The organism is Paracoccus fistulariae (assembly GCF_028553785.1).
GTDB classification, from domain to species: Bacteria; Pseudomonadota; Alphaproteobacteria; order Rhodobacterales; family Rhodobacteraceae; genus Paracoccus; species Paracoccus fistulariae.
The window spans coordinates 2,916,794-2,941,000 of sequence record NZ_CP067136.1 but is presented as its reverse complement, the minus strand read 5'-3'; the positions used below and the strand labels follow the sequence as shown (position 1 = coordinate 2,941,000).

The following is a 24,207-nucleotide window of genomic DNA, read 5'->3' as shown; positions in this document are numbered from 1 at the left end:
ACGTCCGGCGCTAAGATCAGCGCCTGCGACGGTTCAACTGTCGCGACAGCGGCGGATCAGAACTTGGCGTTCCGCGCCGCCAGCAGTTTCAGACGCAAGGCGTTCAGCCGGATGAAGCCTGCAGCGTCTTTCTGATCATAGGCGCCTGCATCGTCTTCGAAGGTCACATGCGCTTCGCTGTAAAGCGAATGATCGGACCAGCGGCCCACCGTATTCGCGCTGCCCTTGTACAGTTTCAGCCGCACCGTGCCGGTGACATGTTCCTGCGACTTGTCGATGGCGGCCTGCAGCATCTCGCGTTCGGGGCTGAACCAGAACCCGTTATAGATCAGTTCGGCATAGCGCGGCATCAGGCTGTCCTTCAGATGGCCCGCACCTGCGTCCAGCGTGATCTGTTCAATGCCGCGATGCGCCTCCAGCAGGATGGTGCCGCCGGGCGTTTCGTAAATGCCGCGCGACTTCATGCCGACAAAGCGGTTTTCGACGAAATCCAGACGACCGATGCCATGCTTGCGGCCATAATCGTTCAGCGTGGCCAGGATCGTGGCGGGCGACATCGCCTCGCCATTGATGGCCACCGCATCGCCGCGTTCAAAACTGATCTCGATATATTCGGGCGTGTCGGGCGCGTCCTCGGGGGCGACGGTGCGCTGATAGACGTAATCGCCGGCCTCGACCGCAGGATCTTCAAGCGCCTTGCCCTCGCTGCTGGTGTGCAGCAGGTTCGCGTCGACGCTGAACGGAGCTTCGCCGCGCTTGTCCTTGGCAATCGGGATCTGGTTCGCCTCGGCAAATTCCAGCAGCTTGGTGCGGCTGGTCAGATCCCATTCCCGCCAGGGTGCGATCACCTTGATCGACGGATCCAGCGCATAGGCAGAAAGTTCGAAGCGAACCTGATCGTTGCCCTTGCCGGTCGCGCCATGGGCCACCGCATCGGCGCCATGCTGATGGGCCAGTTCCACCAAACGCTGAGAGATCAGCGGCCGCGCGATCGAGGTGCCCAGCAGATACAGCCCCTCATAGACCGCATTGGCGCGGGACATCGGGAAAACGAAATCGCGGACGAATTCCTCGCGCAGGTCCTCGATATGGATATTCTCGGGCTTGATGCCCAGCAGTTCGGCCTTCTGTCGCGCGGGTTCCAGTTCCTCGCCCTGCCCCAGATCGGCGGTGAAGGTGATCACCTCACAGCCATATTCGGTTTGCAGCCATTTCAGGATGATCGAGGTGTCCAGCCCTCCGGAATAGGCAAGGACGACTTTCTTCGGCGCGTCAGACATAGTTAACTCCTGCGGAATTTCGCAAGCGGCATAGGACGTTTCCTGCGCTGTCACAAGAGCGGGCAGGCCGCAACGGCGCCCGGATGGGCAACAAATGCTGAATATTCGTCAAACCCGCCCCGCTTTTCGGTTGCCCGGACATTCCGCAGCTTCTAGGCAGCGGGCAAAATTACATCGTGGGTGGATCATGCTGGCAATTGGCATTCTGAAACATGCATTTCTTCAGATTTTCGGGAATCTGCGGCAGCTGCTTCACATCGTGCTGCTTCCCCTGGTGCTGCAGGTCGCGGGCGCCTTGCTGCTGATGCTCAGCCCGGCAACCCACACCCTCGTGGACAGCGCGCCCCCAAGCCTGTTCGTGCTGGCGCTGGCCGCGGCATTCATCTTGTTTCCCATGACCTGGGCGGCGGTCAACTGGCACCGCTATATCCTGCTGAACCAGCCGCAACCGATGCTGCCAAGCCTGCCGCTGGTCGCCATGCTGCGCTATTTCGGAACGAGCCTTCTGGTCAGTCTCCTCGTGATCGTGCTCGCGATTTTCGTCTTGACGATGACCCGGATCGTTCTGGTCGGTTCAGGCACGCGAAGCGCGATCCTGGCCATGGGCGTTACGTCCATCGCCGTGTTGTTCGTAGCGGTCATTCTGTTTCGCCTCAGCACCGCATTGCCAGCCGCCGCGGTCGGTGCGTCAAAGCCCATTCGAACCGCCTGGAAAGCGACATCGGGACATGGCAGCACCTTCCTGCTGGTGGTGCTGATGATGGCCGCGTTGCAAATCCCGCTGAGCCTGATCGAAATGTTACCGATGGGATCGCTGGACTCGATATTCTCGATCATCTTCGACCTGATGGTGTCGCTGGTAGGCAGCTGGGTCTACATGATCATCGTGCTGTCCGTCCTGACGACGCTTTACGGCCATTTCGTCGAAAACCGGCCGCTGCGCACCAACCTTTAAGGGCGCCCGCCCGGGCCGAGAGGGCGCGGGCACTTGCCAAACAGGCGCATTCGGGTCATGGGGCAGGCATGGAAAATTTTGTCGCCTCCGTCCATCAGGCCGAGGCCGCGATTCGCGACCTGTTCGAGCCTACCCCGTTGCAGCGCAACGACCACCTGTCCGCGAAATATGGCGCGGATATCTGGCTGAAGCGCGAGGATCTGACGCCGGTGCGCAGCTACAAGCTGCGCGGCGCCTTCAATGCCATTCGCAAGCTGATTACGCCGGGGGAAGGCGACAGGGCGCATTTCGTCTGCGCCAGCGCGGGCAATCACGCGCAGGGCGTCGCCTATGCCTGCCGCCATTTCGGCGCGCTTGGCACCATCTTCATGCCGGTGACGACGCCCAAGCAAAAGATCGACAAGACCCGCACCTTCGGCGGGGATTCCGTCCAGATTGTGCTGACCGGGGATTATTTCGACCAGACACTGGCCGCAGCGCAGGCCTTTGCCGCTGATGAAGGGGCGCAATTCGTGTCCCCCTTCGATGCGCCCGATATCATCGAGGGGCAGGCCACGGTCGGTCTGGAAATCCTGGGCCAGCTTGGCCGTGCGCCGGATCTGGTGGTGCTACCGGTGGGCGGCGGGGGATTGTCCTCGGGCGTTGTGCGGTTCCTTGGCGAAACCGCGCCCGATACCCGCTTCAGCTTTGCCGAGCCGCTGGGCGGTGCCAGTTTGCAAGCCGCGCTTGAGGCCGGTGCCCCGGTTGCCCTGCCCGCCGTGGACAGCTTTGTCGATGGCGCGGCGGTCGCGCGGATCGGCGCCCTGCCCTTCGAGACCCTGCGCCGCTTCAAACCCTCGGACGTGCATCTGGCGCCCGAGGACCGCATCTGCCGCACCATGCTGGACATGCTGAATACCGAGGGCGTCGTTCTGGAACCGGCCGGCGCGCTGACCATCGATGTGCTGGACGATCTGGGCGATCTGCGCGGCAAGACCGTGGTCTGCATCTGCTCGGGCGGGAATTTCGATTTCGAGCGCCTGCCCGAGGTGAAGGAACGCGCGCTGCGCTTTGCGGGCATCAAGAAATATTACGTTCTGCGTCTGCCGCAACGACCGGGCGCGCTGCGCGACCTGCTGGAGCTTCTGGGCCCGAACGACGATATCAGCCGCTTCGAATATCTGAAGAAATCGGCACGGAATTTCGGCTCGATCCTGATCGGCATCGAAACCAGCGATCCGTCAAATCTGCAAACCCTGGCGCAGCGCATGTCGCAGGCCGGGATCGCCTATCGCGACATCACCAATGACGAGATTCTGGCGGAACTGCTGGTCTAGATCAGGGACCTGTCGGGCGGACCGTCGCCGATTTACCTGATCTTTACGTCAACGCGCCTAAGAAGAGGGCATGACGCCCGCGAATCCTTCTGATGGAAACAATATCCAGGCCACGGAATGCCTGAAGAACCTGCCTGTACGCACGGTGCTTCTGGTCGAATCCAGCCCGGCACATCGGCGGCTTTTCGGGATCCAGCTTCGCCTTGCGGGATACCGGGTGATGGAGGCATCGACAGGCCCCGAGGCGCTTGAACTGTGCAAGCAGTCGGAACCTGATTTCGTGCTGTCGGACTGGGACATCCCGGGGATGAGCGGGCTGGAACTGTGTCGCGCCTTCCGCAGCCTGCCCCGCGACAGCTATGGTTACTTCATCCTTCTGACCGCCCATCGGATGCAGGAAGACATTGTTCTGGGGCTGGATGCGGGCGCGGATGATTTCCTGACCAAACCGATCACCCGCGTCGAACTGATCGCGCGGCTGGCCGCCGGCGAACGGATCTTGCGCATCGAGGGTGAGCTGCGCGCAAGCAATGCCAAGCTGCGCAACACGCTGGACAAGCTGCGAGAGGCGCAGGCCGCCATCGTCCGTGACCTGCAAGAGGCGCGGATGCTGCAACAGGGGCTGGTGCGGGAAAGAACCGGCCGCTTTGGCGATATCGAGATTTCGCTGATGCTGCGTCCGGCAGGCCATGTCGGCGGCGATCTGGTCGGCTTTTTCCCCATCGGTCGCGACCGTGTGGGGATTTATGCGCTGGATGTTTCGGGGCATGGGGTGACGGCGGCGCTGCTGACGGCGCAGCTGTCGGTGCATCTGTCCGGCGCGACCGAGCACAGCATCGCCTTGCGCGGCAAGAAATCCGCGTCGGGCTTCATGCCGCCCGCCGCGCTGGCCCATGCGCTGAACAACATGATGCTGGAGGAGATGTGCACCGACACCTATTTCACCATGATCTATGCCGAATTGAACCATGTCACCGGTCAGCTTCAGCTTGTGCAGGCCGGGCACCCCTATCCGATGCTGCAACGCGCCGACGGGCAGGTTCAGCGCGTGGGTCAGGGCGGCATGCCCATCGGCGTCTTCGGAAGTCCAACCTTCGACGAGGTTGAACTGCAATTGCAGCCCGGCGATCGTTTGCTGATCACCTCGGACGGGATCAGCGAGGCCTCGAACCGCGCGGGCGTGTCACTCGGCGAAGAAGGGCTGGAGGCGATCCTGCGCACCAATGCCTTTCTCAAAGGCCATGTCTTTCTGGAATCCATGGCCTGGTCGGTGTCGGAATATTGCCGTGGCGACCGGCAGGACGACGTATCCGCCGTGCTGATCGAATATACCGTGGCCAAGAAATCCAGCCGCCGGCATTAGATCACGTAACTACAGCGACACCTGCCCGCTGATGCAGGTCACGGACTGGCCGCCGACCCAGATGGTGTCGCCCTCTTGCCGGACATGCACCCGCCCCGCGCGGCCCAGGCAGGTGCCCTGCGCCGCGACATAGGATGGTTGGGCGATCCCGTTTCCGATCAGCCAGATCGCCACGCTGGCATTGAGGCTACCGGTCACGGGATCCTCGGCGCCTTCTGACATGAACGACCGCAGCTCGAAATCCGCGCCGTCGCCGTCTTCGTCGCGATCGAAGGGCGCGACCAGCCCGACTTCCAGCCCCGCCAGCTTGCTGTAATCGGGCTGCACCGCCAGCAGATCGGCCCGACGCTTCAGAAGCAGCGCCAGCCATCCCGGCCCGTTATCGACCCATTGCCCCTCGACCACCTGATCGGGCCGCAGTGACAGTGCCTCCATCACCCGCTGCAACAAGGCAGGCTTCAGCGCGCCACTGCGGATCAGCGGCGGGGCGGCAAAGGCCAGCCCATCCTCGCTGCGCCGGATCCGGATCAGCCCGACCCCGCATTCCTGCACGATATCCGTGCCCTTGGGCTTGCCTCCGGCCTCAAGCCAGGCATGACAGGATCCCAGCGTCGGATGGCCTGCGAAGGGCAATTCGCTTTTGGGCGTGAAGATGCGCAGGCGGTAATCCGCCTCGGGCTGCGTCGGGGGCAGCAGAAACACCGTCTCGCTGAGATTGGTCCAATTGGCGAAGCGCGCCATGACATCGTCCGACAGCCCTTCGGCACCCAGCACAACGGCCAGCGGATTGCCCCGCAGCGCGGTCGAGGTGAAAACATCCACCTGACGGTAATCGAACGGACTCATGCTGTCCCCCTGATCAGACCTGACCGGCGCAACATCGCGCGTGATCCGGCATCCGGCAACAGCCGATAGGCGCGCTCCGGTGTCATCCAGCAGGCATCGTGATGCGGCTCGGTCGGCGGACCACGGCGCAGGATCGGGCGTGCCAGCCAGACATGGCACATCTTTTCGGCGTGATAGCCATAATCAGGCAGATAGGCATAGCGCCGGTAGCTGCCCAGATAACGCGGCGCGGCAATGCTGAACCCGGTCTCTTCGAAGACCTCGCGATGCAGGGCGGTGATCGGCCCCTCGCCCGGGTCGATCCCGCCGCCCGGAAGCTGATATTCCGGCGAGGGCCGCACCTGATGCGTCATCAGCAGATGGCCGTCGCGATAGAGGATCGCATAGGCGCCCGGCCTACGCCGGTAGGATTGCCCCCGCAGGGGAGTTTTGCCAAATCGCGGAATCATCAGCATTCCCTGTCATCGTTTCCGATCCCTTACCGCGACGGGCCGCCGGTGCAAAGCGCGGGCAGCCCCCCCTTGGGATCGGCGGCAAATGACCTATATTGGGCACAACCGGCCCGTGCTTGCGACGGGCCCGACAGATTTCAAGGATACGCCATGAGCATGCTTAACCAGATTGCCTGGGACGACACGGTTCTGCCCTTTCAGCTTGACCGTTCGAACATCCGCGGCCGGATCGCGCGGCTGGACGGGGTGCTGGACCACATCCTGTCGCGCCATGACTATCCCGCACCCGTCAGCGCCCTGGTGGCCGAGCTTGCCTTGCTGATGGCGCTGATCGGCCCGACCATGAAACTGCGCTGGAAGCTGAGCCTTCAGGTCCGTGGGAACGGTGCCGTGCGCACCATCGCTGCCGATTACTATGCGCCCGAAGCCGAAGACGCGCCCGCCCGCATCCGCGCCTGGGCCAGCTTTGACGAAGAGCGTCTGGATGATCGCGACCCTTTCGAACAGATCGGCGAGGGCTATTTCGCCATTCTCATCGATCAGGGCGAAGGCACCCATCCCTATCAGGGCATCACCCCGCTGTCGGGCGGATCACTGTCCGCCTGTGCCCAGACCTATTTCGCCCAGTCCGAGCAGCTGCCGACGCGGTTCGAACTGGCCAGCGGATTTTCCCGCATGTCCGGCGAAGAGGGGCATTGGCGCGCCGGTGGCGTGATGCTGCAAACCCTGCCCGCGCAGCCGATGGATGCCAGTCAGGGCGGCAGCGGCGAAGGCGGCCTGATCGAGGCGGCCGATATCCTGCAGGGGGGCGAATCCGAAGACTGGAACCGCGCCAATATCCTGCTGGACACGGTCGAAACGCTGGAACTGATCGGCCCGACGGTCGGCCCCACGGACCTGCTGGTCCGGCTGTTTCACGAAGAAGACCCGCGCGTCTTCGATCCGCAGCGGGTCGAATTCGGCTGTTCCTGCACCTCGGACCGGGTGCGCGACACGCTGTCGATCTATTCGGCCAAGGATATCGCGCAGATGACCACGGATGAGGGCATCGTGACCGCCGATTGCCAGTTCTGCGGCGCGCATTACGAGCTTGATCCCAGCAGTCTGGGCTTTGAAGCGACCGTCGATGCCGAAGGCCAGCCGCTGGAGGAAAGCGACGACAAGGTGCAAGAGTGACGCTGAACTGGTCCGAAGAGCAGCTGCGCCGGGCGCTTGCGCGGCCGGCCGAAGCCAGCTCGGATTTCGACCTGAATGCCGATGTCACACCGCCCGCCGGGACCCTGCGTCCGGCGGGCGTTCTGGCAGCGTTTCACGAAGATGACGGCAGGCTGGTCCTGACCAAGCGCGCCTCTGGCCTGCGCCATCACCCGGGCCAGATCTCCTTGCCCGGCGGCAAGGTCGATCCCGGCGATGCCGATGAGACCGCCGCCGCCCTGCGCGAGGCCTGGGAAGAGATCGGGCTGGCCAGCGATCAGGTCGATATTTTGGGCGCCATGCCCCCGCATCGCACCGTCACCGGCTTCTCGGTCATGCCGCTGGTCGGCATCATCCGGGGCGATTTCACCCCCGTCGCGGAACCGGGCGAGGTGGAAGAGGTGTTTACCCTGCCCTTTGCCCATGTCTGCGACCCGGCCAGCTACCGTATCGAGAAACGCCGCTGGCGCGGCGGCTGGCGCAGCTATCACATCGCGCCCTACGGTCCCTATTATCTGTGGGGCGCGACGGCGCGCATCCTGCTGGGGCTGGCGGACAGGATGCGGGGATGAGCGCGATCAGGGCCGAATTCCTGTCCTCGCCGGGGCTGCAGCAGGTGCTGACAACCCTGACGGCGGCGGGCCATCAGGCGCTGATCGTGGGCGGCGCCGTGCGCAACGCGATGCTGGGCGAAGATGTGTCGGATGTCGATCTGTCCACCGACGCGCTGCCGCAGCAGGTCATTGATCTGGCCGGAGCCGCAGGGCTGAAGACCGTGCCCACCGGGATCGAGCATGGCACCGTCACTGTCCTGACGACAGAGAGCGGCCCCTGGCGCAGCTTTGAAATCACCACCTTTCGCCGCGATGTCGAAACCGATGGCCGCCATGCGGTCGTCTCCTTCTCGACCGACCTGGCCGAGGATGCGCGACGGCGGGATTTCACCATGAACGCTCTTTATGCCACGGCGACGGGCGAAGTTCTGGACCCGATCGGCGGGCTGCCGGACCTGCTGGCGCGGCGGCTGCGCTTTGTGGGCGATCCGCGCGCGCGGATCACCGAAGATTATCTGCGCATCCTGCGTTTCTTCCGCTTCCACGCTTGGTACGGCGCGCCCGGTGCGGCCGACCCCGATGCGCTGGCGGCCTGCGCCGAATTGGCCGAGGGCCTGAACCGGATCTCGAAAGAGCGGATCGGGGAGGAGATGCAGAAGTTGCTGAAAGCGCCCGATCCACTGGATGCCTTGTGCCTGATGGAGCAGACCGGCGTGCTGCAGCATGTCTTGCCGGGTGCGCGGCTGGATCTGCTGACGGCGCTGCGAAGGGTCGAAACCGCACCCGACTGGCGGCTGCGGCTGGCCACGTTGCAGGCCGACGACCCGCGCGGGAGTCTGCGCCTCAGCAATCGCAGCGCCCGGATCGTCATGCAATTGCGGGAACTGGCCCAAGGCGATGACAGCCTTGAGCGCATCGCCTATCGCCACGGACAGGATCTGGCGCGTCAGGTGGCGCAATACCGGCTGGCAGAGGGGCGGGATCTGCCGCCGGACTGGGACCGCCGAATTCAACGCGCTGCGCAGCAGAAGCTGCCGATATCGGCCACCGATCTGATGCCGCAGCTTTCAGGTGCGGCCCTTGGAGCGGCGCTGCGCATGGCCGAGGATCACTGGATCGACAGCGATTTCCGCGCCACTGCGCCGGATCTTGTGGCACTGGCCCGCCGGGCGGAGGGCAGCGAATGAGCCTGCACCGCCGTCTTGGCCGCATCATCGACGCCTTTCGCCCGGCCGAAGGGCCGCCGCCCGACACGCTGCTGCGTTTTTTCCGCTGGTGTCTCTCGGGGGCCGGGGGCGGGTTGTCGCTGGCGGCGATGGCCTCGGCCATTGGCGGGGCGGCGGATGTGATTGCGGCGGTGCTGCTGGGCGCGGTTGTCGATGCCGTCGCCGGTGGCAATGCGGATACGGTGCTGTCGGACAGCGCCCTGCTGATCGGCGCCTTTGTCGGCTTTTTCCTGATCCTGCGCCCGCTGATCTTTGGCCTCTCTGCCGCCACGTCCAGCGTGATCGTCGGCCCGAATGTCATGCCGCTGGTGCTGTCGCGGTTGCACCGCTGGACGATGGGCCATTCCGTGACCTTCTTCGACAATGACTTTGCCGGGCGGCTGGCGCAAAAGCAGATGCAGACCGCGCGTGCCGTGACTGATGTTGCAACGGAAATGGTCAATGTGGTCGCTTTCGCGCTGGCCTCGGTTCTGGGCTCGGCGGCGTTCCTGATCTCGGTCGATGGCTGGGGCGCGGTGGCGCTGATCCTGTGGCTGGCGGCCTATCTGGCGCTGATCCGGTTTTTCCTGCCACGTATCCGGTCGCGGTCGGGCGCGCGCGCCTCGGCCCGGGCGATGGTGACCGGGCAGGTCGTTGACACGATCACCAATATCAAGACCGTCAAGCTGTTCGCCCATGCCCAGCATGAGGACCGCGAAGCGCTCAGCGCCATGGCCGGTTTCCGCGAACGCGCGCTGGATTTCGGCGTGGTCAGCAGCACATTCCGGGTGTCGCTGATGGTGGTGGCCGGGATCCTGCCGGTGATCCTTGTGGGCGGCACGATCCTGCTGTGGCGTCAGGGCGCGGCCACGCCGGGCGATGTGGCCACGGCGGGGGCAATCTCGATGCGGCTCAGCCAGATGACCGGCTGGGTCAGCATGGCGCTGATGGGGATCTGGGGCAGCATTGGCGAGGTCGAGGATGGCATGCGCACCCTGTCCCCGCCCCATGCGCTGACGGATAAGCCCGATGCCATCGCCCTGAACCGCGTCGAAGGGCGGGTGGATTTCAGCGATGTCGGATTTGCCTATGGTCGGCGCGATGGCGGGCTACGCCAGATCGACCTGCATATCGCCCCGGGCGAGCGGATCGGCATTGTCGGCGCCTCGGGCGCGGGGAAATCGACGCTGGTTGCGCTGCTGCTGCGGCTTTACGACGTCGAAAAGGGTGCGATCCGCATTGATGGCCATGACATCCGCGACGTAACGCAGGAAAGCCTGCGCCAGCAGATCGGCATGGTCACGCAGGAAACCGCGATGTTCAACCGCTCGGCCCGCGACAATATCCTTTATGGCCGCCCCGGTGCCACGCAGGACGAGGTCGAGGCCGCCGCCCGCGCCGCCGAGGCCCATGACTTCATTCTGGGGCTGGAAGATTTCGCCGGTCGCAAGGGTTACGATGCGCATCTGGGAGAGCGTGGGGTCAAGCTGTCTGGCGGCCAGCGGCAGCGGATCGCACTGGCCCGCGCCTTCCTGAAGGACGCGCCGATCCTGGTGCTGGATGAGGCCACAAGTGCTCTGGACAGCGAGGTTGAGGCGCAGGTGCAAGAGGCGCTGACCCGCGCCATGTCCGGCAAGACCGTTCTGGCCATCGCCCATCGCCTGTCCACCATTGCCGAACTGGACCGGATCATCGTGATGGATGCCGGCCAGATCGTGGAAGAGGGCAGCCATCAGGCGCTGCTGGCCCGGAACGGGCTTTACGCGCGGTATTGGAACCGGCAATCGGGCGGTTTTCTGGGCACCGAAGAGGCCGCCGAATGACAAGCTGGCGGATCGAACGTCTGGGGCGACGCGGCGATGGCGTGGCCATCAGTACGGCGGGACAGGCGCTGGCGCCGCTGACCCTGCCCGGAGAAGAGATCGAGGGAGAGGCCCTTGACGGACGCATCGCCGCGCCTCGCATCCTGGCCCCGTCGCCCGATCGCGTGAAGCCCGTCTGCAGCCATTACCGCGCCTGTGGCGGCTGTTCGCTGATGCATGCCAGCGAGGGGTTCACGACCAACTGGAAGCGGCAGGTGGTGGAAACCGCACTGGCCGCGCGCGATCTGCCCGCACCGATCAAGGGGGTGCATGTCTCGCCCCCGCGCTCTCGCAGGCGGGCGGTGCTGTCGGGACGGCGCACCAAGAAGGGCGCCTTGCTGGGCTTTCACGCCCGCGCCTCGGATGTGATCACGGATCTGAGCGATTGCCACCTGCTGCGGCCGCAGATCATGGATGCCCTGCCCCTGCTGCGGCAGATCGTGGTGGCAGGTGCCTCGCGCGCGGCCGAACTGACGATCACCGTGATCGCCGGCCCCGCCGGGCTGGATGTGGCGGTGACCGGCGGCAAGCCGATGGATCCGGCGCTGTTTCAGAACCTCGCGGCGCTGGCCGAACAGGGGGATCTGGCGCGGCTGGATTGGGACGGGCAAAGCATCACCCGCCGCACACCCGCCCTGCCGATGGGCCGCGCCATGGTCGTGCCACCGCCCGCGGCCTTCCTGCAAGCCACGGCCGAGGGCGAAGCCGCGCTACTGGCCGCCCTGCGCAGCTTTACCCAAGGGGCAGGCCGGATCGTGGACCTTTTTGCCGGTTGCGGCACCTTCAGCCTGCCTCTGGCCCAGTCGGCCTCGGTCCATGCGGTCGAAGGTCTGGCCGCGCCGCTTCAGGCGCTGGATGCGGGCTGGCGCGCGGCCCCGGGGCTGAACCGGGTGACGACGCAGATTCGCGATCTGGCCCGCAACCCTCTCTTGCCAGACGAGCTTTCGGCCTTTGACGCGATTGTGATCGACCCGCCCCGTGCCGGAGCCGAGGCGCAGATGCACGAAATCGCAGCATCGGGCGTGCCGAAAATCGCCTTTGTCGCCTGCGATCCGGTCAATTTCTCAAGGGATGCGAGGATTCTTGCCGATGCGGGCTATACCCTGACGCAGCTTTTCGTCGTCGACCAGTTCCGCTGGTCACCCCATGTCGAGACCGTCGCGGAATTCATCCTGCGCTAGCCATATCCTTCGGAATCGTGATATTCCAACCCTATAAATATTCAAGAAACGTTCGAGGCAGTGATGTATCGCGCAACCCGTCGCACGGTGACCTTTTCGATGCTGGCCTTGCTGGCCGCCTGTGGAAAGCCCAAATCCAAATTCAAGACCTATAACGGTCCCGCCGTCACGCAGGTCGTGATCAACAAGGGCGACCGCCGCCTGTATCTGCTGAACAACCGGACCGTTCTGAAAACCTACAAGATCGGCCTGGGCAATGAGCCCATCGGCGACAAGCAGTATGAGGGTGACGGCAAGACGCCCGAAGGCACCTATATCATCGACCGATTCAACCCCCGCAGCCGCTATCACCTGTCGGTCGGCGTCTCCTATCCCAGCCCCGAGGATACACAGCTGGCCGCCGCCCTTGGCCGCAAGCCGGGCGGCGATATCTTCATCCACGGCTGGGGCCCCGAGGGGCGTCAGCTGGCGCCCAAGAAACAAGACTGGACCGCAGGCTGCATCGCGGTGAAGGATGATGAGATCGAAGAGATCTATGCCATGGTGCGCGGCGGCACGCCGATCACCATCAATCCCTGATCGCGCCCGGACACGGCCACGAAAAAGCCCCGCATGATGCGGGGCTTTGTCATATCCGGGGCCGGGTTACTTGCCGGTCAGCAGCGTCCACCAGATCTTGCCCGATGGCTCCTGATACCAGCCGAAGCCCAGATTGGTCGCGGCCGGATCCATGATCACATCGCGGGTTTCACGCGTGGCCATCCATGCGCTCAGCGTCTGGATGTCATTTTCGTAGGTTTCCGAGATATTCTCGCCCACCAGGCTGCCCGGATAGCCCTGGCTGCGCACCCGATCCAGCGGCGAGGATCCGTCAGAGCCCCAGTGCCACGCCCGGTTCTGTGCCGACATGTCCCGCGAATGCACCACCGCCGCCGCCGAAAGCTGCGGGCTGAGGATCAGTTGCGGCGCACCGACATTGCCCCGCAATGTGTTGATCTGCCCCAGAACCCGCGTCGGGATCTGCTGCGATTCCCGTGCGTCGATCTGATAGGCAACCGGCAGCGCCTGCCCGTCCGGACCGAGCTGCTGCGGCACCATGCGCGGTGCACAGGCCGTCAGACCCAGCAGCGACAGCGTCGCGATCACCTTGAAATTCAGCATTTGCCGCCATCCCTCATTATTATATTGCGACAGATCTACAGGCTTGCCGATAGTGCTTCAAACGAAAGAATTCGTGAGCATCGAGGCTGTGGCATCTTCGCCGCTAACGGCAGTTTGATGCGCCGCCGAATTGCCGGAGCTGCGCAATCGGAATATATTGGCAGGGCTGCATGAGGCGCAGTAACCCAAGGTCGCCCCAAAGAGCGGCCATCCCGAACGAAGGACTTTGTCAGATGAGCACACCCCCTGCTCTCAACCGTCGCGCGTTCCTTGGCACGGCCGCGGCATTCGGGGCCACAGGCTTGGCACTGCCTTCTGTGGCTCAGCAGATCGACCCCTATACCGGGCAGCCGATCTATGGCGCGACCACAGGTGCCACGCCCGATGCGGGCGCGGTGCAATATGACAGCCAATCCGATCAGCGGCACAATATCTCCAGCTGGCACGCACAGGACTGGCGCCCCTATTTCACGAACCTGACCAATGGCGCCGTGCTGTGCGACCTGCCCTCGCGCACGGTGCATTTCTGGTCCGAGGATGAAAGCGTCTATCGCGTCTACCCCTCCTCGATCCCGGTCAGCCCCGACCTGACGCGCACCGGCCGGACCGAAATCATCAAGAAGGTCGTCGGCCCCAGCTGGGCACCGACCCCGGACATGAAGAAGCGCAACCCGGAATGGCCCGATTTCGTCGGTCCCGGCCCGGACAACCCGCTGGGCACACATGCGCTGTGGCTGAGCTGGCAATATTACCGGCTGCACGGAACCCACGACACCCGCAAGATCGGGCGCAAATCCTCGAACGGCTGCATCGGCCTGTATAATGAACACATCAAGGAACTGTACGATCTGACCAAGATCGGCACGCAGGTCCTGCTGATCTGACGCATCCCGCAACCGGGCGTAAAAGGGGCCAACACGGCCCCTTTTTTCATGCTGCATAAGCGCTTGGCGGAAATGGATGAAATGCGATCACATCGCCCGGGACGGTTTCGGCCACCCGGATTTAAATTGTATGCGCATTGACATTCCCCTCCGCGAAGATCTGACTGGGCCAGCAACCAGTGGGAGAGCGCGATGGAACACACAGCAGGAATGACGCGGCGCGATTTGCTGACCATGGTCGGCTATGCGGCGGGGGCTTCAGCCATGTATACCGCGATGGCGGGCATGGGCTATGCGGGAAGCTCGTCCTATGAGGGGCCGCTTGAACTTGAAGGCGACGGCAATGGCGCCTCGGTTCTGATCCTTGGTGCGGGTCTGGCAGGGATGACCGCCGCCTATGAATTGGGCAAGGCGGGCTACAAGGTGCAGATCCTTGAATATCGCGAAAAGGCGGGCGGGCGCTGCTGGACGCTGCGTGGCGGCGACAGCTATACCGAACTGGGCGGCTACAAACAGGACGTCCAGTTCAGCGAGGGGAACTACCTGAATGGCGGCCCCTGGCGTATTCCGACCGATCACCATGCGGTGCTGGATTACTGCAAGCGCTTCGGCGTCAAGCTGGAGCCGTTCATCCAGCAAAATTACTATGCCTATCTGCATAATAGTCAGGCCTTTGACGGCAAGCCGCAGCGCTTCCGCGAAATTCAGGCGGATTACCGCGGCCAGATTTCGGAACTGCTGGCCAAGGCGGTACATCAGGACAAGCTGGATGAATTGGTCACGGATGAGGATGCCGAACTGCTGGTCGAATCGCTGAAGACCTTCGGCGTGCTGAACGATAATCTGGAATATGTAAAATCCGACGCCACCGCGATCTATCGCGGCTGGGCGGTCGATCCGGGCGGCGGCACGGATCCGGCGCCAGAACCGTCGGATATCATCTCGCTTGGCGATATCCTGAAAGGACGTCTGTGGAAGGATCTGCTGGTCGGGGAAACCATCGACCACCAGCAGGCGATCTTTCAACCCGTCGGCGGCATGGACATGATCGCACAGGCCTTCGCCCGCGAAATCGGCGATATCGTCACCTATAACGCCAAGGTCATCCGCATCAACGGCACCGAAGACGGGGTCGAGGCTACCTATGTCGCCGCCGATGGCGGGACCGAGGAAACCACCGTCACGGCGGATTACTGTATCTGCACCATCCCCTTCTCGATCCTTGGCCAGATCGAGAACAATTTCTCGGGCGGGATGCAGGCCGCCATCGACAGCGTCTATTACGACAGCTCGATCAAGATCGGGTTGGAGATGAAGCGCCGCTTCTGGGAACAGGACGAACATATTTTCGGCGGCATCAGCTATACCGACCTGCCGATCACGCTGATCTCCTATCCTTCCAACGATTTCTTCAGCGACGGGCCGGGGGTGCTGCTGGGCTGCTATTCCTGGGGCGCGGCATCCTACCAGTTCAATGCCATCGCACCCGAGGAACGCATCGAGCGCGCATTGGAATTCGGCGCCCAGATCCACCCGCAATACCGGGATGAATTTGCCAGCGGTGTCTCGGTTGCCTGGCATCGCGTGCCCTGGGTTCTGGGCTGCTATGGCATCTGGCGCGACGGAGAGGCGAATTACGCCGATGCCGTCAAGATGGATCAGCGCACGCTGATGGCGGGCGAACATATGTCCGACCTGCCTGCGTGGCAGGAAGGGGCGATCCTGTCCGCGCTGAATGCGGTGAAAAGACTGCACGCCCATGTCACCGGCGCCGAAACCGAGGGGAACTAAGCCATGAACCGTCTTTCTCTGACGATGATCGCCACCGTCCTGACGCTGTCTGGCGCGGCCTTTGCACAGGATTTCGTGCAAAGCGGCACCTCTGCCAAACTGCCCCAGACCGAGGGCGAGGCGATCTATAACGCCATCTGCTCTGGCTGCCATATGCCGGATGGCTCGGGCGCGGTCGGGGCGGGTGAATATCCCGCGCTGGCCGGAAACAGCAATCTGGAGGTTGCCGACTATCCGATCTATCTCATCATCCACGGTCAGAAGGCGATGCCGCCGCTGGGCGATTATCTGGATGATGCGCAGGTCGCGGCCGTGGTGAATTATATCCGGCACAATCTGGGCAATGATTACGAAGGCGATACCGACGCCGATTACGTCGCGCAGTCGCGCTGACCGCGATGCGACCTTTCCGGCAGGGGTCACGCACCCCTGTCGGCAGCTATTCACCAAAGGATGAGGACACCCATGTTCAAGACATTTGCAATCGCCACCGCATTGATGGCCGCGCCGCTGGCCGCCTCGGCAGAGGATGTGATCCGGCACCCGATCCCGAATTCGGATTTCCCCATCGCGCAGGCCGTCGAGATCCCCGGCGGCAAGACCACGGTTTATCTCAGCGGCGTCGTGCCCTCGGTCGCGGATGAGGCCGCAGACCCGGCAACGCCCGAAGCGTGGGGCAATACCGAAGCCCAGACGGTCAGCGTGCTGAATGCGATCAAGGCGACGCTGGAAGGGATGGATCTGACCATGGGCGATGTGGTCAAGATGCAGGCCTTCCTCGTCGCGCCGGAAGGTGAGACGGTCGATTTCTCGGGCTTCATGGCGGGCTACACGCAGTTCTTTGGCACGGATGATCAGCCCAATCTGCCCTCGCGTTCTGCCATGGTGGTGGATGCGCTGGTGAATCCGAACTGGCTGGTCGAAATCGAAGTGACCGCCGTTCGCCCGTAAGATCGTGCAAAAACATCGGCCCGCCCGGTTCCGGGCGGGCCATGCATGTCAGGCGACCAGCGCGTCCAGATGCGCGGCGCAGATAAAGTCATTTTCGGTCAACCCGCCCGCGTCATGCGTGGTGAAGGTGACCTGACAATAGCCCCAGCCAAAGCAGATATCGGGGTGATGACCCTGCTTGTTGCCAAGCCAGGCGCAAAGATTGGCCATCTCGACCGCCTTGGCAAAGCCCTTGAATTCAAAGCGGCGGCTGATGGCGGTGGCGTTTTCAGACAAGGTCCAGCCTTCCAGTTGCGCCACCATCTCCATTGCCTTGCCCGCATCATAGGCGGCAATGCCGCCCTGACAGGGTTCGCAGGTCTTGCTGGCCAGATCGGTCTTGCTCATCATCTGCTCCTTATGCTGCGTCCTTGGGCGGGTATTTCGGCGCGTGCAGGCCAAGGCTGCGGGCCTCATCCACATCCGCCAGCAGGTCGCGCTTGGCCGCCGCGAAAAGATCCTGCAGATCATCGATCACGAAGTAAACCGGCTGATGAATGTCGATGCGATAGGGCGTGCGCAGAATGTCGATCACGTCGAAGGGCCGATGCTCTGGCTGGTCCGACAGCGACCAGGGCAGTTCGGTCACGGAACTTGCCAGCCCCGATCCAAGCGCCTTCAGCTGCCCATTTTCGCGCGTCAGGCCGAATTCGATGGTGAACCAGTAAAGCCGGATCAGCCAGCTGTAATCGGATTTGTCGCAACCTGTGCCGGCCTTGCCGATGGCCTGGCTGAAGGCGGCAAAGGCCGGATCGGTCAGCAGGGGCGTATGGCCGAAGATCTCGTGAAAGATGTCTGGTTCTTCGATATAATCGAAATGCTTGCGCTTGCGGATGAAGCTGGCCGCCGGGAAGGTGCGGTCCGCCAGCATGCCGAAAAATTTTCCAAAGCCGATCAGGGCGGGCACCGGCTCGACCTTCCAGCCCGTCAGCGCACCCAGCTTTGCCGAGATATCGGGGCATTGCGGCACCCGGTCGGTCGGCATCTCAAGAAGCTGCAACCCCTTCAGATAGGGCTGGGCCATATGCTTGTCCACGGCGGGCAACTGGCGCGTGATCAGGTCGTTCCAGACCCCGTTTTCCTCGGCATCATAGGCGATGAAGCCGTCAGCATCGGCGGTCTTGGCTTCATATTCGGTCGATTTAGGCATGTCTTGCTCCTCCCGCGAATATTATACCTGAACTGGAAGGTATTTCTTGCCACAGAGGTGGCAAAACGCGGATAATCAGGCATTTCATGCCTAATATGCCACATAAGGAGAAAAATCTTGCCGAAACTGGATGAGGCCGACCGCCGCCTTCTGAAACTGCTCCAACGCGACTCGACACTGTCGACGCAGGCGCTGGCCGATGAAAGCGGGCTGTCCTCTTCGCCCGCATGGCGGCGGGTCCGGCGGCTGATCGACGAAGGCTATATCGCGCGGCAGGTGGCCATCGTGCCGCCGGTCAAGGTCGGTCTGCATGCGATGGCCTATGTGCAGGTACAACTGCTGGACCATACCGAAGCCTCGATCGCCAAATTCGAGCGTTTCGTGCAGGTCGAGGATCAGATCATCGAATGCGCGACGATCACCGGAACCTCGGACTTCCTGCTGAAGATCGTCGCGCCCGACCCCGAGGGGCTGGAACATTTCATCATGCGCCGCCTGCTGGCCCTGGGCATCATCCGCGGCTCGGTCACGAATTTCGTGCTGCGGCAGACGAAATATACCACGGCGATGCCGGTCTAGGCCTTGACCCAACCGCCGATATTTTCGCGCACTACATTCATGATGACCTCGATATGCGTGGGATCGTCGTTCAGGCAGGGGATATAGGTGAACTCCTTGCCCCCGGCATGTTCAAAGCTTTCGCGGATCTCGCCATTGATCTCTTCCAGCGTCTCGATGCAGTCCGAGGCGAAGGCGGGCGAGATCACGGCGATATCGCTGTGCCCCTGTTTCGCCAGTTCGGCCACATGTTCGACCGTATAGGGACGCAGCCATTCCTCGCGGCCAAAGACTGACTGGAAGGTGGTGTCGATGATGCCGTCTTCCAAGCCAAGCGCCTCTTTCAGCAGGCGCGAGGTTTTCTGGCACTGGCAATGATAGGGATCGCCCTGCATCAGATAGCGTTTCGGCATGCCGTGATAGGACGCAACCAGCTTGGACGGCGTCTTGTCGCCCAGCTTGCGGCGCACGGAATCGGCCAGCGCGGCAATGTAATCGGGGCGGTCGAAATAGGGATCGATGGTGCGCACGGCGGGTTGCCAGGTCTGCTTCATCAGTGCCCGGTACAGCTGGTCATTCGCTGTGGCCGAGGTCGCGCCCGCATATTGCGGATAGAGCGGCACAAAGACGATGCGGCGGCAACCGGCCTTGACCATGCGCTCCAGCACCTCCTCGGTCGAGGGGTTGCCATAGCGCATGCAGAAATCGACCATCACCTGATCGCCCCATTCCTGTGCGGCGCGGGCGCGCAGCGCCTTGGTCTGATCGCGGGTGATCGTCATCAGGGGGCTTTCGCCCTTTTCCTCATTCCAGATCAGCTTGTAATTCTCGCCTGAACTGAAGGGCCGCTTGGTCAGGATAATGCCCTGCAGGATCGGCTGCCATTTCCAGGACGGCAGATCGATCACCCGCTTATCCGACAGGAATTCGTTCAGATAGCGGCGCATTGACCAGTAATCATAACCATCGGGCGTGCCCAGATTGGCGATCAGGATTCCGGTTTTTGCGTCGGGAATTTTCGGGTGATTCGCGGGCACTGCGGCTGGCGTCATGTGGTTTTCCTGATCTTCTCCAAAGCATCGGCCAGGCTTTTCTGTGCCGAGCCCGGGCGAAGCGGTTTCTGTTGGTTTGGCGCGGGCGCCCATCCGGTCAAGAAAACCAGATCGAAGGTGGCAGTTATACGGGACGGATCGTCGCGGTCGGGGTGGTGGGCCGCCATGATCGCACCCGCGCGGGCAAAGATGTCGCGCTTGCCGGGCTGGCGCAGGCGGGCAGCCATGGCGTTGCCCTCACCCATGGCGCGCAGATCTTGGGACAGGTGGACCAGATCGCGATAGCTGGCCCGCTGCGGCAGCAGATCGGCAACCGGCAGGGCCAGTCCGGCCCGGCCCAGCAGGGCACCCAAATCGCGGATCTCGCCCATCGGCAGGACGCGGGGGGACAGGCCGCCCGTCACCTCGGCCTCGGCCTGGGCCAGCGCGGCACGCAATTCCTGCAGGGTCTGACCGCCGAACATTACCCCGATGAACAGCCCGTCAGGTTGCAGCGCACGGGCGCATTGCACGATCTGGCCCACCGGGTCATCCGCCCAGTGCAGCGCCATCGCGTGGATAACCAGATCGTGGCTGCCCGGGGTCAGATCCAGAACGGCAGCGTCGCTGACAATCACCGCGTGGGGAAACTCGGCCCGCCAGAAATCGGGAAAGCCGGTCACGATGGCCGGTTTCAGAAAGGTTCTGTTAACGTCGGCGAGCCTATCATGGATCTCATCGGCGGCGATTCGGTGAAAGATATCGACAAAACCCGATCGCAGGGCGCGTTGCCGCTGCCGCAGCAGGGCAGCGCGATCGGTAAAGGCCGGGCGGCCATTGTCAGAAAGGGTGTCCATGGGGCTGCAACATAGGGTGATTGCCGGGTCAGTTAAAGGCGCGCTGCGGATGATATTCCCGCCGCAATGCCTTGGTTGCGCGGCGTCAGTCACCGCAGCGGGTGACGGCACCGGCAGCCTGTGCCCCGGCTGCTGGGCCGAGACGCGCTTTATCACCGGCGCGTGCTGCGGGCGATGCGGCGCGCCGCTGCCCGACGACGGTCATGGCCAGTCCACGGATGAGGCGCTGACCTGCGACGACTGCCTTGCCATCGCCCGACCCTGGGACAGCGGGCGCGCGGCGCTGGTCTATTCCGGCATCGGACGACAGCTGGTGCTGATGCTGAAACATGGTGACCGACCCGATCTGGCGCCGACATTGGCCGCCTGGCTGGCCCGGGCCGCGCAGCCGGTGATCAGCCCGGACATGATCGTGGCCCCCGTACCGCTGCATCTGCGGCGGCTGCTGAAGCGGAAATACAACCAGGCGACCCTGATCTCGACCCGGTTGGCACGCAGCCATGGGCTGGAACATCGCGACGACCTGCTGATCCGCCGCACACATACCCAGATGCAGGATCACCGCGGCGTCAGCGACAGGTTCGAAAACCTGCGGGGCTCCATGACCGTCAGCGCGAAGCGCGCGCAGGGAATTCAGGGCCGACCGATCCTGCTGGTCGATGACGTCATGACCTCTGGCGCAACCCTTTCGGTAGCGACTCAAGCGCTGCTGGCGGCGGGTTCAGGGCCGGTTTTCGTCGCGGTGCTGGCACGCGCGGTCAAGGATGACTAGATATGGTCGCACACTCGCTTGCACGGAAAGAACATGAGCCAGCCAACAATCACGATCTACACCACCCCGACCTGCCCTTTCTGCGTCCGCGCCAAGGCGCTGCTGGATCAGAAGGGCGCAAGTTTCGATGAAATCGACGTCGCCCGCGACCCCTCGATCCGCGAGGCCATGATGCGCCGTGCCAATGGCCGCCGTTCGGTCCCTCAGATCTTCATCGGCGACCTGCATGTCGGCGGCAGCGACGACCTGTATGATCTGGAACGCGCGGGCAAGCTGGATTCCCTGCTGAATGGCAAAAACGCCTGACGCCGCGACCGCGTCCGAACCGATAATGTGACGGGGGCAAAATCACCCTGGCGCCCGTCACAGGCGCGTCGCGGCAAAAACTGTGCTATAAGCACGGGGAAGGCCCCTGATGACAGGGACAAACTTTTAGGCAACTTGACCAGGCAATCCGTGTTAGTGCACGGTTCCACCTTCCGTTTTCCGACCACAATGACGTCCCTCACCGCCGCGCAGGAAATGAACCAGATAGTTCGCGACAACAAAGACAAGCATCAGACGACAGAGAGCCTGGCCGCCAGTCTCTTTGCCGAAGTGCTGATTGCCGACCAGTTGTCGCGCAACCTGATCAGCAAGGCGCTGCCGCGCGGGATGCAGATCTCTCATTTCTCGGTGCTGAACCTGCTGGCCCATGTGAACGAGGAACGCTCTCCCGCGCAGCTGGCAGAGGCGTTTCACGTCACCCGCGGCGCGATGACCAATACGCTGTCGCGACTGGAATGGGCGGGGCATATCCATATCCGCCCCGATTGGGACGATGCGCGGCGGAAATTCGTCTCGATCAGCCCGGCGGGCCGGACGGCGCGCGATGCCGCCATCGCGGCCTTCATGCCGCTGATCGGCGATGTCGTGCGCGACATTGGCGCGGAACGCGTGCGCACCGCCCTGCCGGTTCTGCGCGAATTGCGCCTGCGCCTTGAAGGCGGCGATTGAGGCCGTAATTCAGGCCGCGTGCCGCCCTGTCAGGATGTAATTCACCGACAGATCCCTGTGCGACAGGCTCCAGTCCCAGGTCAGCGGGTTGAAGACCATCCCGCAGCGATCCACGACATCCAGCCCCGCGCCCGAGGCCATGGCCGAAAGCTCATCCGGGGTGATGAAGCGCGCCCATTCATGCGTGCCCCTGGGCAGCCAGCGCATGATCCATTCGGCCCCGATGATCGCCGCACCAAAGCTTTTCGCCGTGCGGTTCAGGGTCGACGCGATGGTCAGCCCACCGGGCCGCGTCAGATTGCGGCAGGTGGCAATGAATTCCGCCGGGTCGGCGACATGTTCCACGATTTCCAGCGCCAGCACGACATCAAAGCGTTCGCCCGCATCGGCCAGCGCCTCGGCCGTGGTGGCGCGATAATCGATGGGCAGATCCTGTTGCCGCGCATGCAGGCTGGCCACGGCGATATTGCCCTCGGCCGCATCCGCGCCCAGAACCTGCGCGCCCAGCCGCGCCATCGGCTCTGACACCAGCCCGCCACCGCAGCCGATATCAAGGATTCGCAGCCCCTCGAACGGACGCGGCGCCCGGCGGTCGCGGCCGAATTCCGCCGCGATCTGCCTGTGGATATAGTCCAGCCGCACCGGATTCATCATGTGCAGCGGCTTGAATTTACCCTTGGGATCCCACCATTCGGCGGCCATGGCCTCGAATTTGGCGATCTCGGCGGGGTCGATGCTGCTCATGGCACTCTCCTTCTGGCGGGCGGGGGCGCTTGGCTCTATAGTTTACAAATGGATCGAATGGCAGAACAAAACGCCGTGTCACATGGCCGTCTTTATCCCACGGGCGAACCCTTTGCGACTCACCGCATGCCGGTCGGCGACGGGCATGTGCTTTATGTCGAGGAATGCGGCCATCCCGACGGGGTGCCGGTGGTGGTACTGCATGGCGGACCGGGCGGCGGCTGCAGCCCCTTCATGCGCCGTTTCTTTGATCCGGCGCATTATCGCATCGTGCTGTTCGATCAGCGCGGCTGTGGCCGATCACGCCCGACGGCCTCGGTCGAGGCGAACACGACACAGCACCTGATCCGCGATATCGAAGAGATCCGCCAGAAGCTGGGCATTTCCAGCTGGCTACTCTTTGGCGGCAGTTGGGGGGCAACGCTGGCGCTGGCCTATGCGCAGGCGCATCCGGATCACGTGACCGGGCTGATTCTGCGCGGCGTGTTTCTGGGCACGCAGGCCGAGCTTGACTGGTTCTATGGCGGCGGCGTCGCGCGGTTCTTTCCCGATCAATGGGCACGGTTCCGCGATCATATCCCGGCCGAGGAACAGGGCGACATGATCGCCGCCTATCACAAGCGGCTGTTTGACGACGATCCCTTGGTGCAGGCGCGGTTCGCGCTGCCATGGCTGATCTGGGAAAATGCGCTGGCGGGTCTGCAATCCTCACCCGTCAGCCATGCGCCCCCCGATTACGCCCGCGCCTTTGCGCGGCTGGAAAACCACTATTTCCTCAACAATTGCTTTCTTGACGAGGGCCAACTGCTGCGCGACCGCCACAAGATCGCGCATCTGCCCGCCGCGATCGTCCAGGGGCGCTATGACATGGTTTGCCCACCGCAAAGCGCCTGGCGACTGTCCAAGGGATGGGACGCCTGCGATCTGCGCCTGATCCCGGCATCCGGCCACGCCCTGTCCGAACCCCGCATCGCGAGCGAACTGGTGAACGTGATGAACGGGCTGCGCCGGACCGAAATCTGACGGGTAATCCGATTTATCCTTTGGCTTGAAGCGACTACGGTG

General features: G+C 63.2%; 27 protein-coding genes. 18 read left to right on the top strand and 9 right to left on the bottom strand.

Annotated features, from left to right (window positions below; all coding sequences use genetic code 11):
* Nucleotides 1-56 precede the first annotated feature (56 nt).
* A complete protein-coding gene (locus JHX87_RS14555) occupies nucleotides 57-1,280 on the bottom strand; it encodes an argininosuccinate synthase (RefSeq protein WP_271885507.1) in 1,224 nt (407 codons plus the stop codon).
* A gap of 94 nt (nucleotides 1,281-1,374) precedes the next feature.
* Between JHX87_RS14555 and JHX87_RS14550 the strand changes: the two genes are divergently transcribed.
* The 3 genes from JHX87_RS14550 to JHX87_RS14540 all read left to right on the top strand — a co-directional run bounded on the left by JHX87_RS14550 (nucleotide 1,375) and on the right by JHX87_RS14540 (nucleotide 4,914).
* The gene (locus JHX87_RS14550; protein WP_271885508.1) at nucleotides 1,375-2,235 is read left to right on the top strand and encodes a hypothetical protein; all 861 of its coding nucleotides are present in this window, start codon (nucleotides 1,375-1,377) and stop codon (nucleotides 2,233-2,235) included.
* A 68-nt stretch (nucleotides 2,236-2,303) separates the two neighbouring features.
* Nucleotides 2,304-3,551 (top strand): threonine ammonia-lyase IlvA, encoded by a 1,248-nt coding sequence (gene ilvA / locus JHX87_RS14545; RefSeq protein ID WP_271885509.1) that lies wholly within the window; start codon nucleotides 2,304-2,306, stop codon nucleotides 3,549-3,551.
* A gap of 70 nt (nucleotides 3,552-3,621) precedes the next feature.
* Nucleotides 3,622-4,914, top strand: a complete 1,293-nt coding sequence (locus tag JHX87_RS14540; RefSeq protein ID WP_271885510.1) for a PP2C family protein-serine/threonine phosphatase — start codon at nucleotides 3,622-3,624, stop codon at nucleotides 4,912-4,914.
* Between the two features lie 9 nt (nucleotides 4,915-4,923).
* On the opposite strand, the gene JHX87_RS14535 is transcribed toward JHX87_RS14540, so the two are convergent.
* Together JHX87_RS14535 and JHX87_RS14530 are read right to left on the bottom strand one after the other, a co-directional pair.
* Nucleotides 4,924-5,760: a PhzF family phenazine biosynthesis protein gene (locus tag JHX87_RS14535; RefSeq protein ID WP_271885511.1), complete on the bottom strand. Its 837-nt coding sequence runs from the start codon at nucleotides 5,758-5,760 to the stop codon at nucleotides 4,924-4,926.
* The gene (locus tag JHX87_RS14530; protein ID WP_271885512.1) at nucleotides 5,757-6,209 is read right to left on the bottom strand and encodes an NUDIX hydrolase; all 453 of its coding nucleotides are present in this window, start codon (nucleotides 6,207-6,209) and stop codon (nucleotides 5,757-5,759) included. Before JHX87_RS14530 ends, JHX87_RS14535 begins: the two co-directional genes overlap by 4 nt.
* A gap of 153 nt (nucleotides 6,210-6,362) precedes the next feature.
* Here JHX87_RS14530 and hslO point away from each other — a divergent pair, with 153 nt between their 5' ends.
* From hslO to JHX87_RS14500, 6 genes are all read left to right on the top strand, one after another.
* A complete protein-coding gene (hslO, locus tag JHX87_RS14525) occupies nucleotides 6,363-7,388 on the top strand; it encodes an Hsp33 family molecular chaperone HslO (protein ID WP_271885513.1) in 1,026 nt (341 codons plus the stop codon).
* Nucleotides 7,385-7,978 (top strand): NUDIX hydrolase, encoded by a 594-nt coding sequence (locus JHX87_RS14520; RefSeq protein WP_377776049.1) that lies wholly within the window; start codon nucleotides 7,385-7,387, stop codon nucleotides 7,976-7,978. Before hslO ends, JHX87_RS14520 begins: the two co-directional genes overlap by 4 nt.
* Complete coding sequence (locus tag JHX87_RS14515) at nucleotides 7,975-9,147, top strand: CCA tRNA nucleotidyltransferase (RefSeq protein ID WP_271885514.1); 1,173 nt, start codon at nucleotides 7,975-7,977, stop codon at nucleotides 9,145-9,147. Before JHX87_RS14520 ends, JHX87_RS14515 begins: the two co-directional genes overlap by 4 nt.
* Complete coding sequence (locus JHX87_RS14510) at nucleotides 9,144-10,988, top strand: ABC transporter ATP-binding protein (protein WP_271885515.1); 1,845 nt, start codon at nucleotides 9,144-9,146, stop codon at nucleotides 10,986-10,988. Before JHX87_RS14515 ends, JHX87_RS14510 begins: the two co-directional genes overlap by 4 nt.
* Nucleotides 10,985-12,208 (top strand): class I SAM-dependent RNA methyltransferase, encoded by a 1,224-nt coding sequence (locus tag JHX87_RS14505; RefSeq protein WP_271885516.1) that lies wholly within the window; start codon nucleotides 10,985-10,987, stop codon nucleotides 12,206-12,208. Before JHX87_RS14510 ends, JHX87_RS14505 begins: the two co-directional genes overlap by 4 nt.
* A gap of 63 nt (nucleotides 12,209-12,271) precedes the next feature.
* Nucleotides 12,272-12,787: a L,D-transpeptidase family protein gene (locus tag JHX87_RS14500; RefSeq protein WP_271885517.1), complete on the top strand. Its 516-nt coding sequence runs from the start codon at nucleotides 12,272-12,274 to the stop codon at nucleotides 12,785-12,787.
* Nucleotides 12,788-12,853: 66 nt separating this feature from the next.
* On the opposite strand, the gene dalA is transcribed toward JHX87_RS14500, so the two are convergent.
* Entirely contained in the window at nucleotides 12,854-13,369 is a 516-nt protein-coding gene (dalA, locus tag JHX87_RS14495) for a divisome-associated lipoprotein DalA (protein WP_271885518.1), read from the bottom strand.
* Between the two features lie 233 nt (nucleotides 13,370-13,602).
* On the opposite strand from dalA, the gene JHX87_RS14490 reads away from it, so the two are divergent.
* The 4 genes from JHX87_RS14490 to JHX87_RS14475 all read left to right on the top strand — a co-directional run bounded on the left by JHX87_RS14490 (nucleotide 13,603) and on the right by JHX87_RS14475 (nucleotide 16,995).
* Complete coding sequence (locus JHX87_RS14490) at nucleotides 13,603-14,253, top strand: L,D-transpeptidase (protein ID WP_271885519.1); 651 nt, start codon at nucleotides 13,603-13,605, stop codon at nucleotides 14,251-14,253.
* 192 nt (nucleotides 14,254-14,445) lie between these two features.
* Nucleotides 14,446-16,044, top strand: coding sequence for a flavin monoamine oxidase family protein (locus JHX87_RS14485; RefSeq protein WP_271885520.1), 1,599 nt, complete (start codon nucleotides 14,446-14,448; stop codon nucleotides 16,042-16,044).
* A gap of 3 nt (nucleotides 16,045-16,047) precedes the next feature.
* Complete coding sequence (locus tag JHX87_RS14480; RefSeq protein WP_271885521.1) at nucleotides 16,048-16,437, top strand: c-type cytochrome; 390 nt, start codon at nucleotides 16,048-16,050, stop codon at nucleotides 16,435-16,437.
* A 72-nt stretch (nucleotides 16,438-16,509) separates the two neighbouring features.
* Nucleotides 16,510-16,995, top strand: a complete 486-nt coding sequence (locus JHX87_RS14475; protein WP_271885522.1) for a RidA family protein — start codon at nucleotides 16,510-16,512, stop codon at nucleotides 16,993-16,995.
* 48 nt (nucleotides 16,996-17,043) lie between these two features.
* On the opposite strand, the gene JHX87_RS14470 is transcribed toward JHX87_RS14475, so the two are convergent.
* Both JHX87_RS14470 and phhA read right to left on the bottom strand, forming a co-directional pair.
* Complete coding sequence (locus tag JHX87_RS14470; RefSeq protein ID WP_271885523.1) at nucleotides 17,044-17,382, bottom strand: 4a-hydroxytetrahydrobiopterin dehydratase; 339 nt, start codon at nucleotides 17,380-17,382, stop codon at nucleotides 17,044-17,046.
* A gap of 10 nt (nucleotides 17,383-17,392) precedes the next feature.
* Complete coding sequence (gene phhA, locus JHX87_RS14465) at nucleotides 17,393-18,184, bottom strand: phenylalanine 4-monooxygenase (RefSeq protein WP_271885524.1); 792 nt, start codon at nucleotides 18,182-18,184, stop codon at nucleotides 17,393-17,395.
* A 117-nt stretch (nucleotides 18,185-18,301) separates the two neighbouring features.
* On the opposite strand from phhA, the gene JHX87_RS14460 reads away from it, so the two are divergent.
* Entirely contained in the window at nucleotides 18,302-18,763 is a 462-nt protein-coding gene (locus tag JHX87_RS14460; protein WP_271885525.1) for an Lrp/AsnC family transcriptional regulator, read from the top strand.
* Here JHX87_RS14460 and hemH read toward each other — a convergent pair.
* Both hemH and JHX87_RS14450 read right to left on the bottom strand, forming a co-directional pair.
* Nucleotides 18,760-19,794 carry a ferrochelatase gene (gene hemH, locus JHX87_RS14455; RefSeq protein ID WP_271885526.1) on the bottom strand — a complete coding sequence of 345 codons (1,035 nt, stop codon included), beginning with the start codon at nucleotides 19,792-19,794 and terminating at the stop codon, nucleotides 18,760-18,762. The genes JHX87_RS14460 and hemH overlap by 4 nt on opposite strands.
* On the bottom strand, nucleotides 19,791-20,630 hold the full coding sequence (locus tag JHX87_RS14450) for a methyltransferase domain-containing protein (RefSeq protein WP_271885527.1): 840 nt from the start codon (nucleotides 20,628-20,630) through the stop codon (nucleotides 19,791-19,793). Before JHX87_RS14450 ends, hemH begins: the two co-directional genes overlap by 4 nt.
* Before the next feature lie 49 nt (nucleotides 20,631-20,679).
* On the opposite strand from JHX87_RS14450, the gene JHX87_RS14445 reads away from it, so the two are divergent.
* From JHX87_RS14445 to JHX87_RS14435, 3 genes are all read left to right on the top strand, one after another.
* A complete protein-coding gene (locus tag JHX87_RS14445; protein ID WP_271885528.1) occupies nucleotides 20,680-21,402 on the top strand; it encodes a ComF family protein in 723 nt (240 codons plus the stop codon).
* Nucleotides 21,403-21,435: 33 nt separating this feature from the next.
* Nucleotides 21,436-21,708 (top strand): glutaredoxin 3, encoded by a 273-nt coding sequence (gene grxC / locus JHX87_RS14440; protein ID WP_271885529.1) that lies wholly within the window; start codon nucleotides 21,436-21,438, stop codon nucleotides 21,706-21,708.
* 216 nt (nucleotides 21,709-21,924) lie between these two features.
* On the top strand, nucleotides 21,925-22,398 hold the full coding sequence (locus tag JHX87_RS14435; protein WP_271885530.1) for a MarR family winged helix-turn-helix transcriptional regulator: 474 nt from the start codon (nucleotides 21,925-21,927) through the stop codon (nucleotides 22,396-22,398).
* Between the two features lie 9 nt (nucleotides 22,399-22,407).
* Here the strand turns inward: JHX87_RS14435 and ubiG are convergent, their stop codons facing one another.
* Nucleotides 22,408-23,142 carry a bifunctional 2-polyprenyl-6-hydroxyphenol methylase/3-demethylubiquinol 3-O-methyltransferase UbiG gene (ubiG, locus tag JHX87_RS14430; protein WP_271885531.1) on the bottom strand — a complete coding sequence of 245 codons (735 nt, stop codon included), beginning with the start codon at nucleotides 23,140-23,142 and terminating at the stop codon, nucleotides 22,408-22,410.
* A 48-nt stretch (nucleotides 23,143-23,190) separates the two neighbouring features.
* Here ubiG and pip point away from each other — a divergent pair, with 48 nt between their 5' ends.
* Entirely contained in the window at nucleotides 23,191-24,165 is a 975-nt protein-coding gene (gene pip, locus JHX87_RS14425) for a prolyl aminopeptidase (RefSeq protein WP_271885532.1), read from the top strand.
* The last annotated feature ends 42 nt before the right edge of the window (nucleotides 24,166-24,207 follow it).

Bases quoted from the DNA above. Each gene is read 5' to 3' on its own strand.
- JHX87_RS14555 (WP_271885507.1), bottom strand. From the start codon at position 1,280: ATGTCTGACGCGCCGAAGAAAGTCGTCCTTGCCTATTCCGGAGGGCTG.
- JHX87_RS14550 (WP_271885508.1), top strand. From the start codon at position 1,375: ATGCTGAATATTCGTCAAACCCGCCCCGCTTTTCGGTTGCCCGGACAT.
- ilvA (WP_271885509.1), top strand. From the start codon at position 2,304: ATGGAAAATTTTGTCGCCTCCGTCCATCAGGCCGAGGCCGCGATTCGC.
- JHX87_RS14540 (WP_271885510.1), top strand. From the start codon at position 3,622: ATGACGCCCGCGAATCCTTCTGATGGAAACAATATCCAGGCCACGGAA.
- JHX87_RS14535 (WP_271885511.1), bottom strand. From the start codon at position 5,760: ATGAGTCCGTTCGATTACCGTCAGGTGGATGTTTTCACCTCGACCGCG.
- JHX87_RS14530 (WP_271885512.1), bottom strand. From the start codon at position 6,209: ATGATTCCGCGATTTGGCAAAACTCCCCTGCGGGGGCAATCCTACCGG.
- hslO (WP_271885513.1), top strand. From the start codon at position 6,363: ATGAGCATGCTTAACCAGATTGCCTGGGACGACACGGTTCTGCCCTTT.
- JHX87_RS14515 (WP_271885514.1), top strand. From the start codon at position 7,975: ATGAGCGCGATCAGGGCCGAATTCCTGTCCTCGCCGGGGCTGCAGCAG.
- JHX87_RS14510 (WP_271885515.1), top strand. From the start codon at position 9,144: ATGAGCCTGCACCGCCGTCTTGGCCGCATCATCGACGCCTTTCGCCCG.
- JHX87_RS14505 (WP_271885516.1), top strand. From the start codon at position 10,985: ATGACAAGCTGGCGGATCGAACGTCTGGGGCGACGCGGCGATGGCGTG.
- JHX87_RS14500 (WP_271885517.1), top strand. From the start codon at position 12,272: ATGTATCGCGCAACCCGTCGCACGGTGACCTTTTCGATGCTGGCCTTG.
- dalA (WP_271885518.1), bottom strand. From the start codon at position 13,369: ATGCTGAATTTCAAGGTGATCGCGACGCTGTCGCTGCTGGGTCTGACG.
- JHX87_RS14490 (WP_271885519.1), top strand. From the start codon at position 13,603: ATGAGCACACCCCCTGCTCTCAACCGTCGCGCGTTCCTTGGCACGGCC.
- JHX87_RS14485 (WP_271885520.1), top strand. From the start codon at position 14,446: ATGGAACACACAGCAGGAATGACGCGGCGCGATTTGCTGACCATGGTC.
- JHX87_RS14480 (WP_271885521.1), top strand. From the start codon at position 16,048: ATGAACCGTCTTTCTCTGACGATGATCGCCACCGTCCTGACGCTGTCT.
- JHX87_RS14475 (WP_271885522.1), top strand. From the start codon at position 16,510: ATGTTCAAGACATTTGCAATCGCCACCGCATTGATGGCCGCGCCGCTG.
- JHX87_RS14470 (WP_271885523.1), bottom strand. From the start codon at position 17,382: ATGAGCAAGACCGATCTGGCCAGCAAGACCTGCGAACCCTGTCAGGGC.
- phhA (WP_271885524.1), bottom strand. From the start codon at position 18,184: ATGCCTAAATCGACCGAATATGAAGCCAAGACCGCCGATGCTGACGGC.
- hemH (WP_271885526.1), bottom strand. From the start codon at position 19,794: ATGACGCCAGCCGCAGTGCCCGCGAATCACCCGAAAATTCCCGACGCA.
- JHX87_RS14450 (WP_271885527.1), bottom strand. From the start codon at position 20,630: ATGGACACCCTTTCTGACAATGGCCGCCCGGCCTTTACCGATCGCGCT.
- JHX87_RS14445 (WP_271885528.1), top strand. From the start codon at position 20,680: ATGATATTCCCGCCGCAATGCCTTGGTTGCGCGGCGTCAGTCACCGCA.
- grxC (WP_271885529.1), top strand. From the start codon at position 21,436: ATGAGCCAGCCAACAATCACGATCTACACCACCCCGACCTGCCCTTTC.
- JHX87_RS14435 (WP_271885530.1), top strand. From the start codon at position 21,925: ATGAACCAGATAGTTCGCGACAACAAAGACAAGCATCAGACGACAGAG.
- ubiG (WP_271885531.1), bottom strand. From the start codon at position 23,142: ATGAGCAGCATCGACCCCGCCGAGATCGCCAAATTCGAGGCCATGGCC.
- pip (WP_271885532.1), top strand. From the start codon at position 23,191: ATGGATCGAATGGCAGAACAAAACGCCGTGTCACATGGCCGTCTTTAT.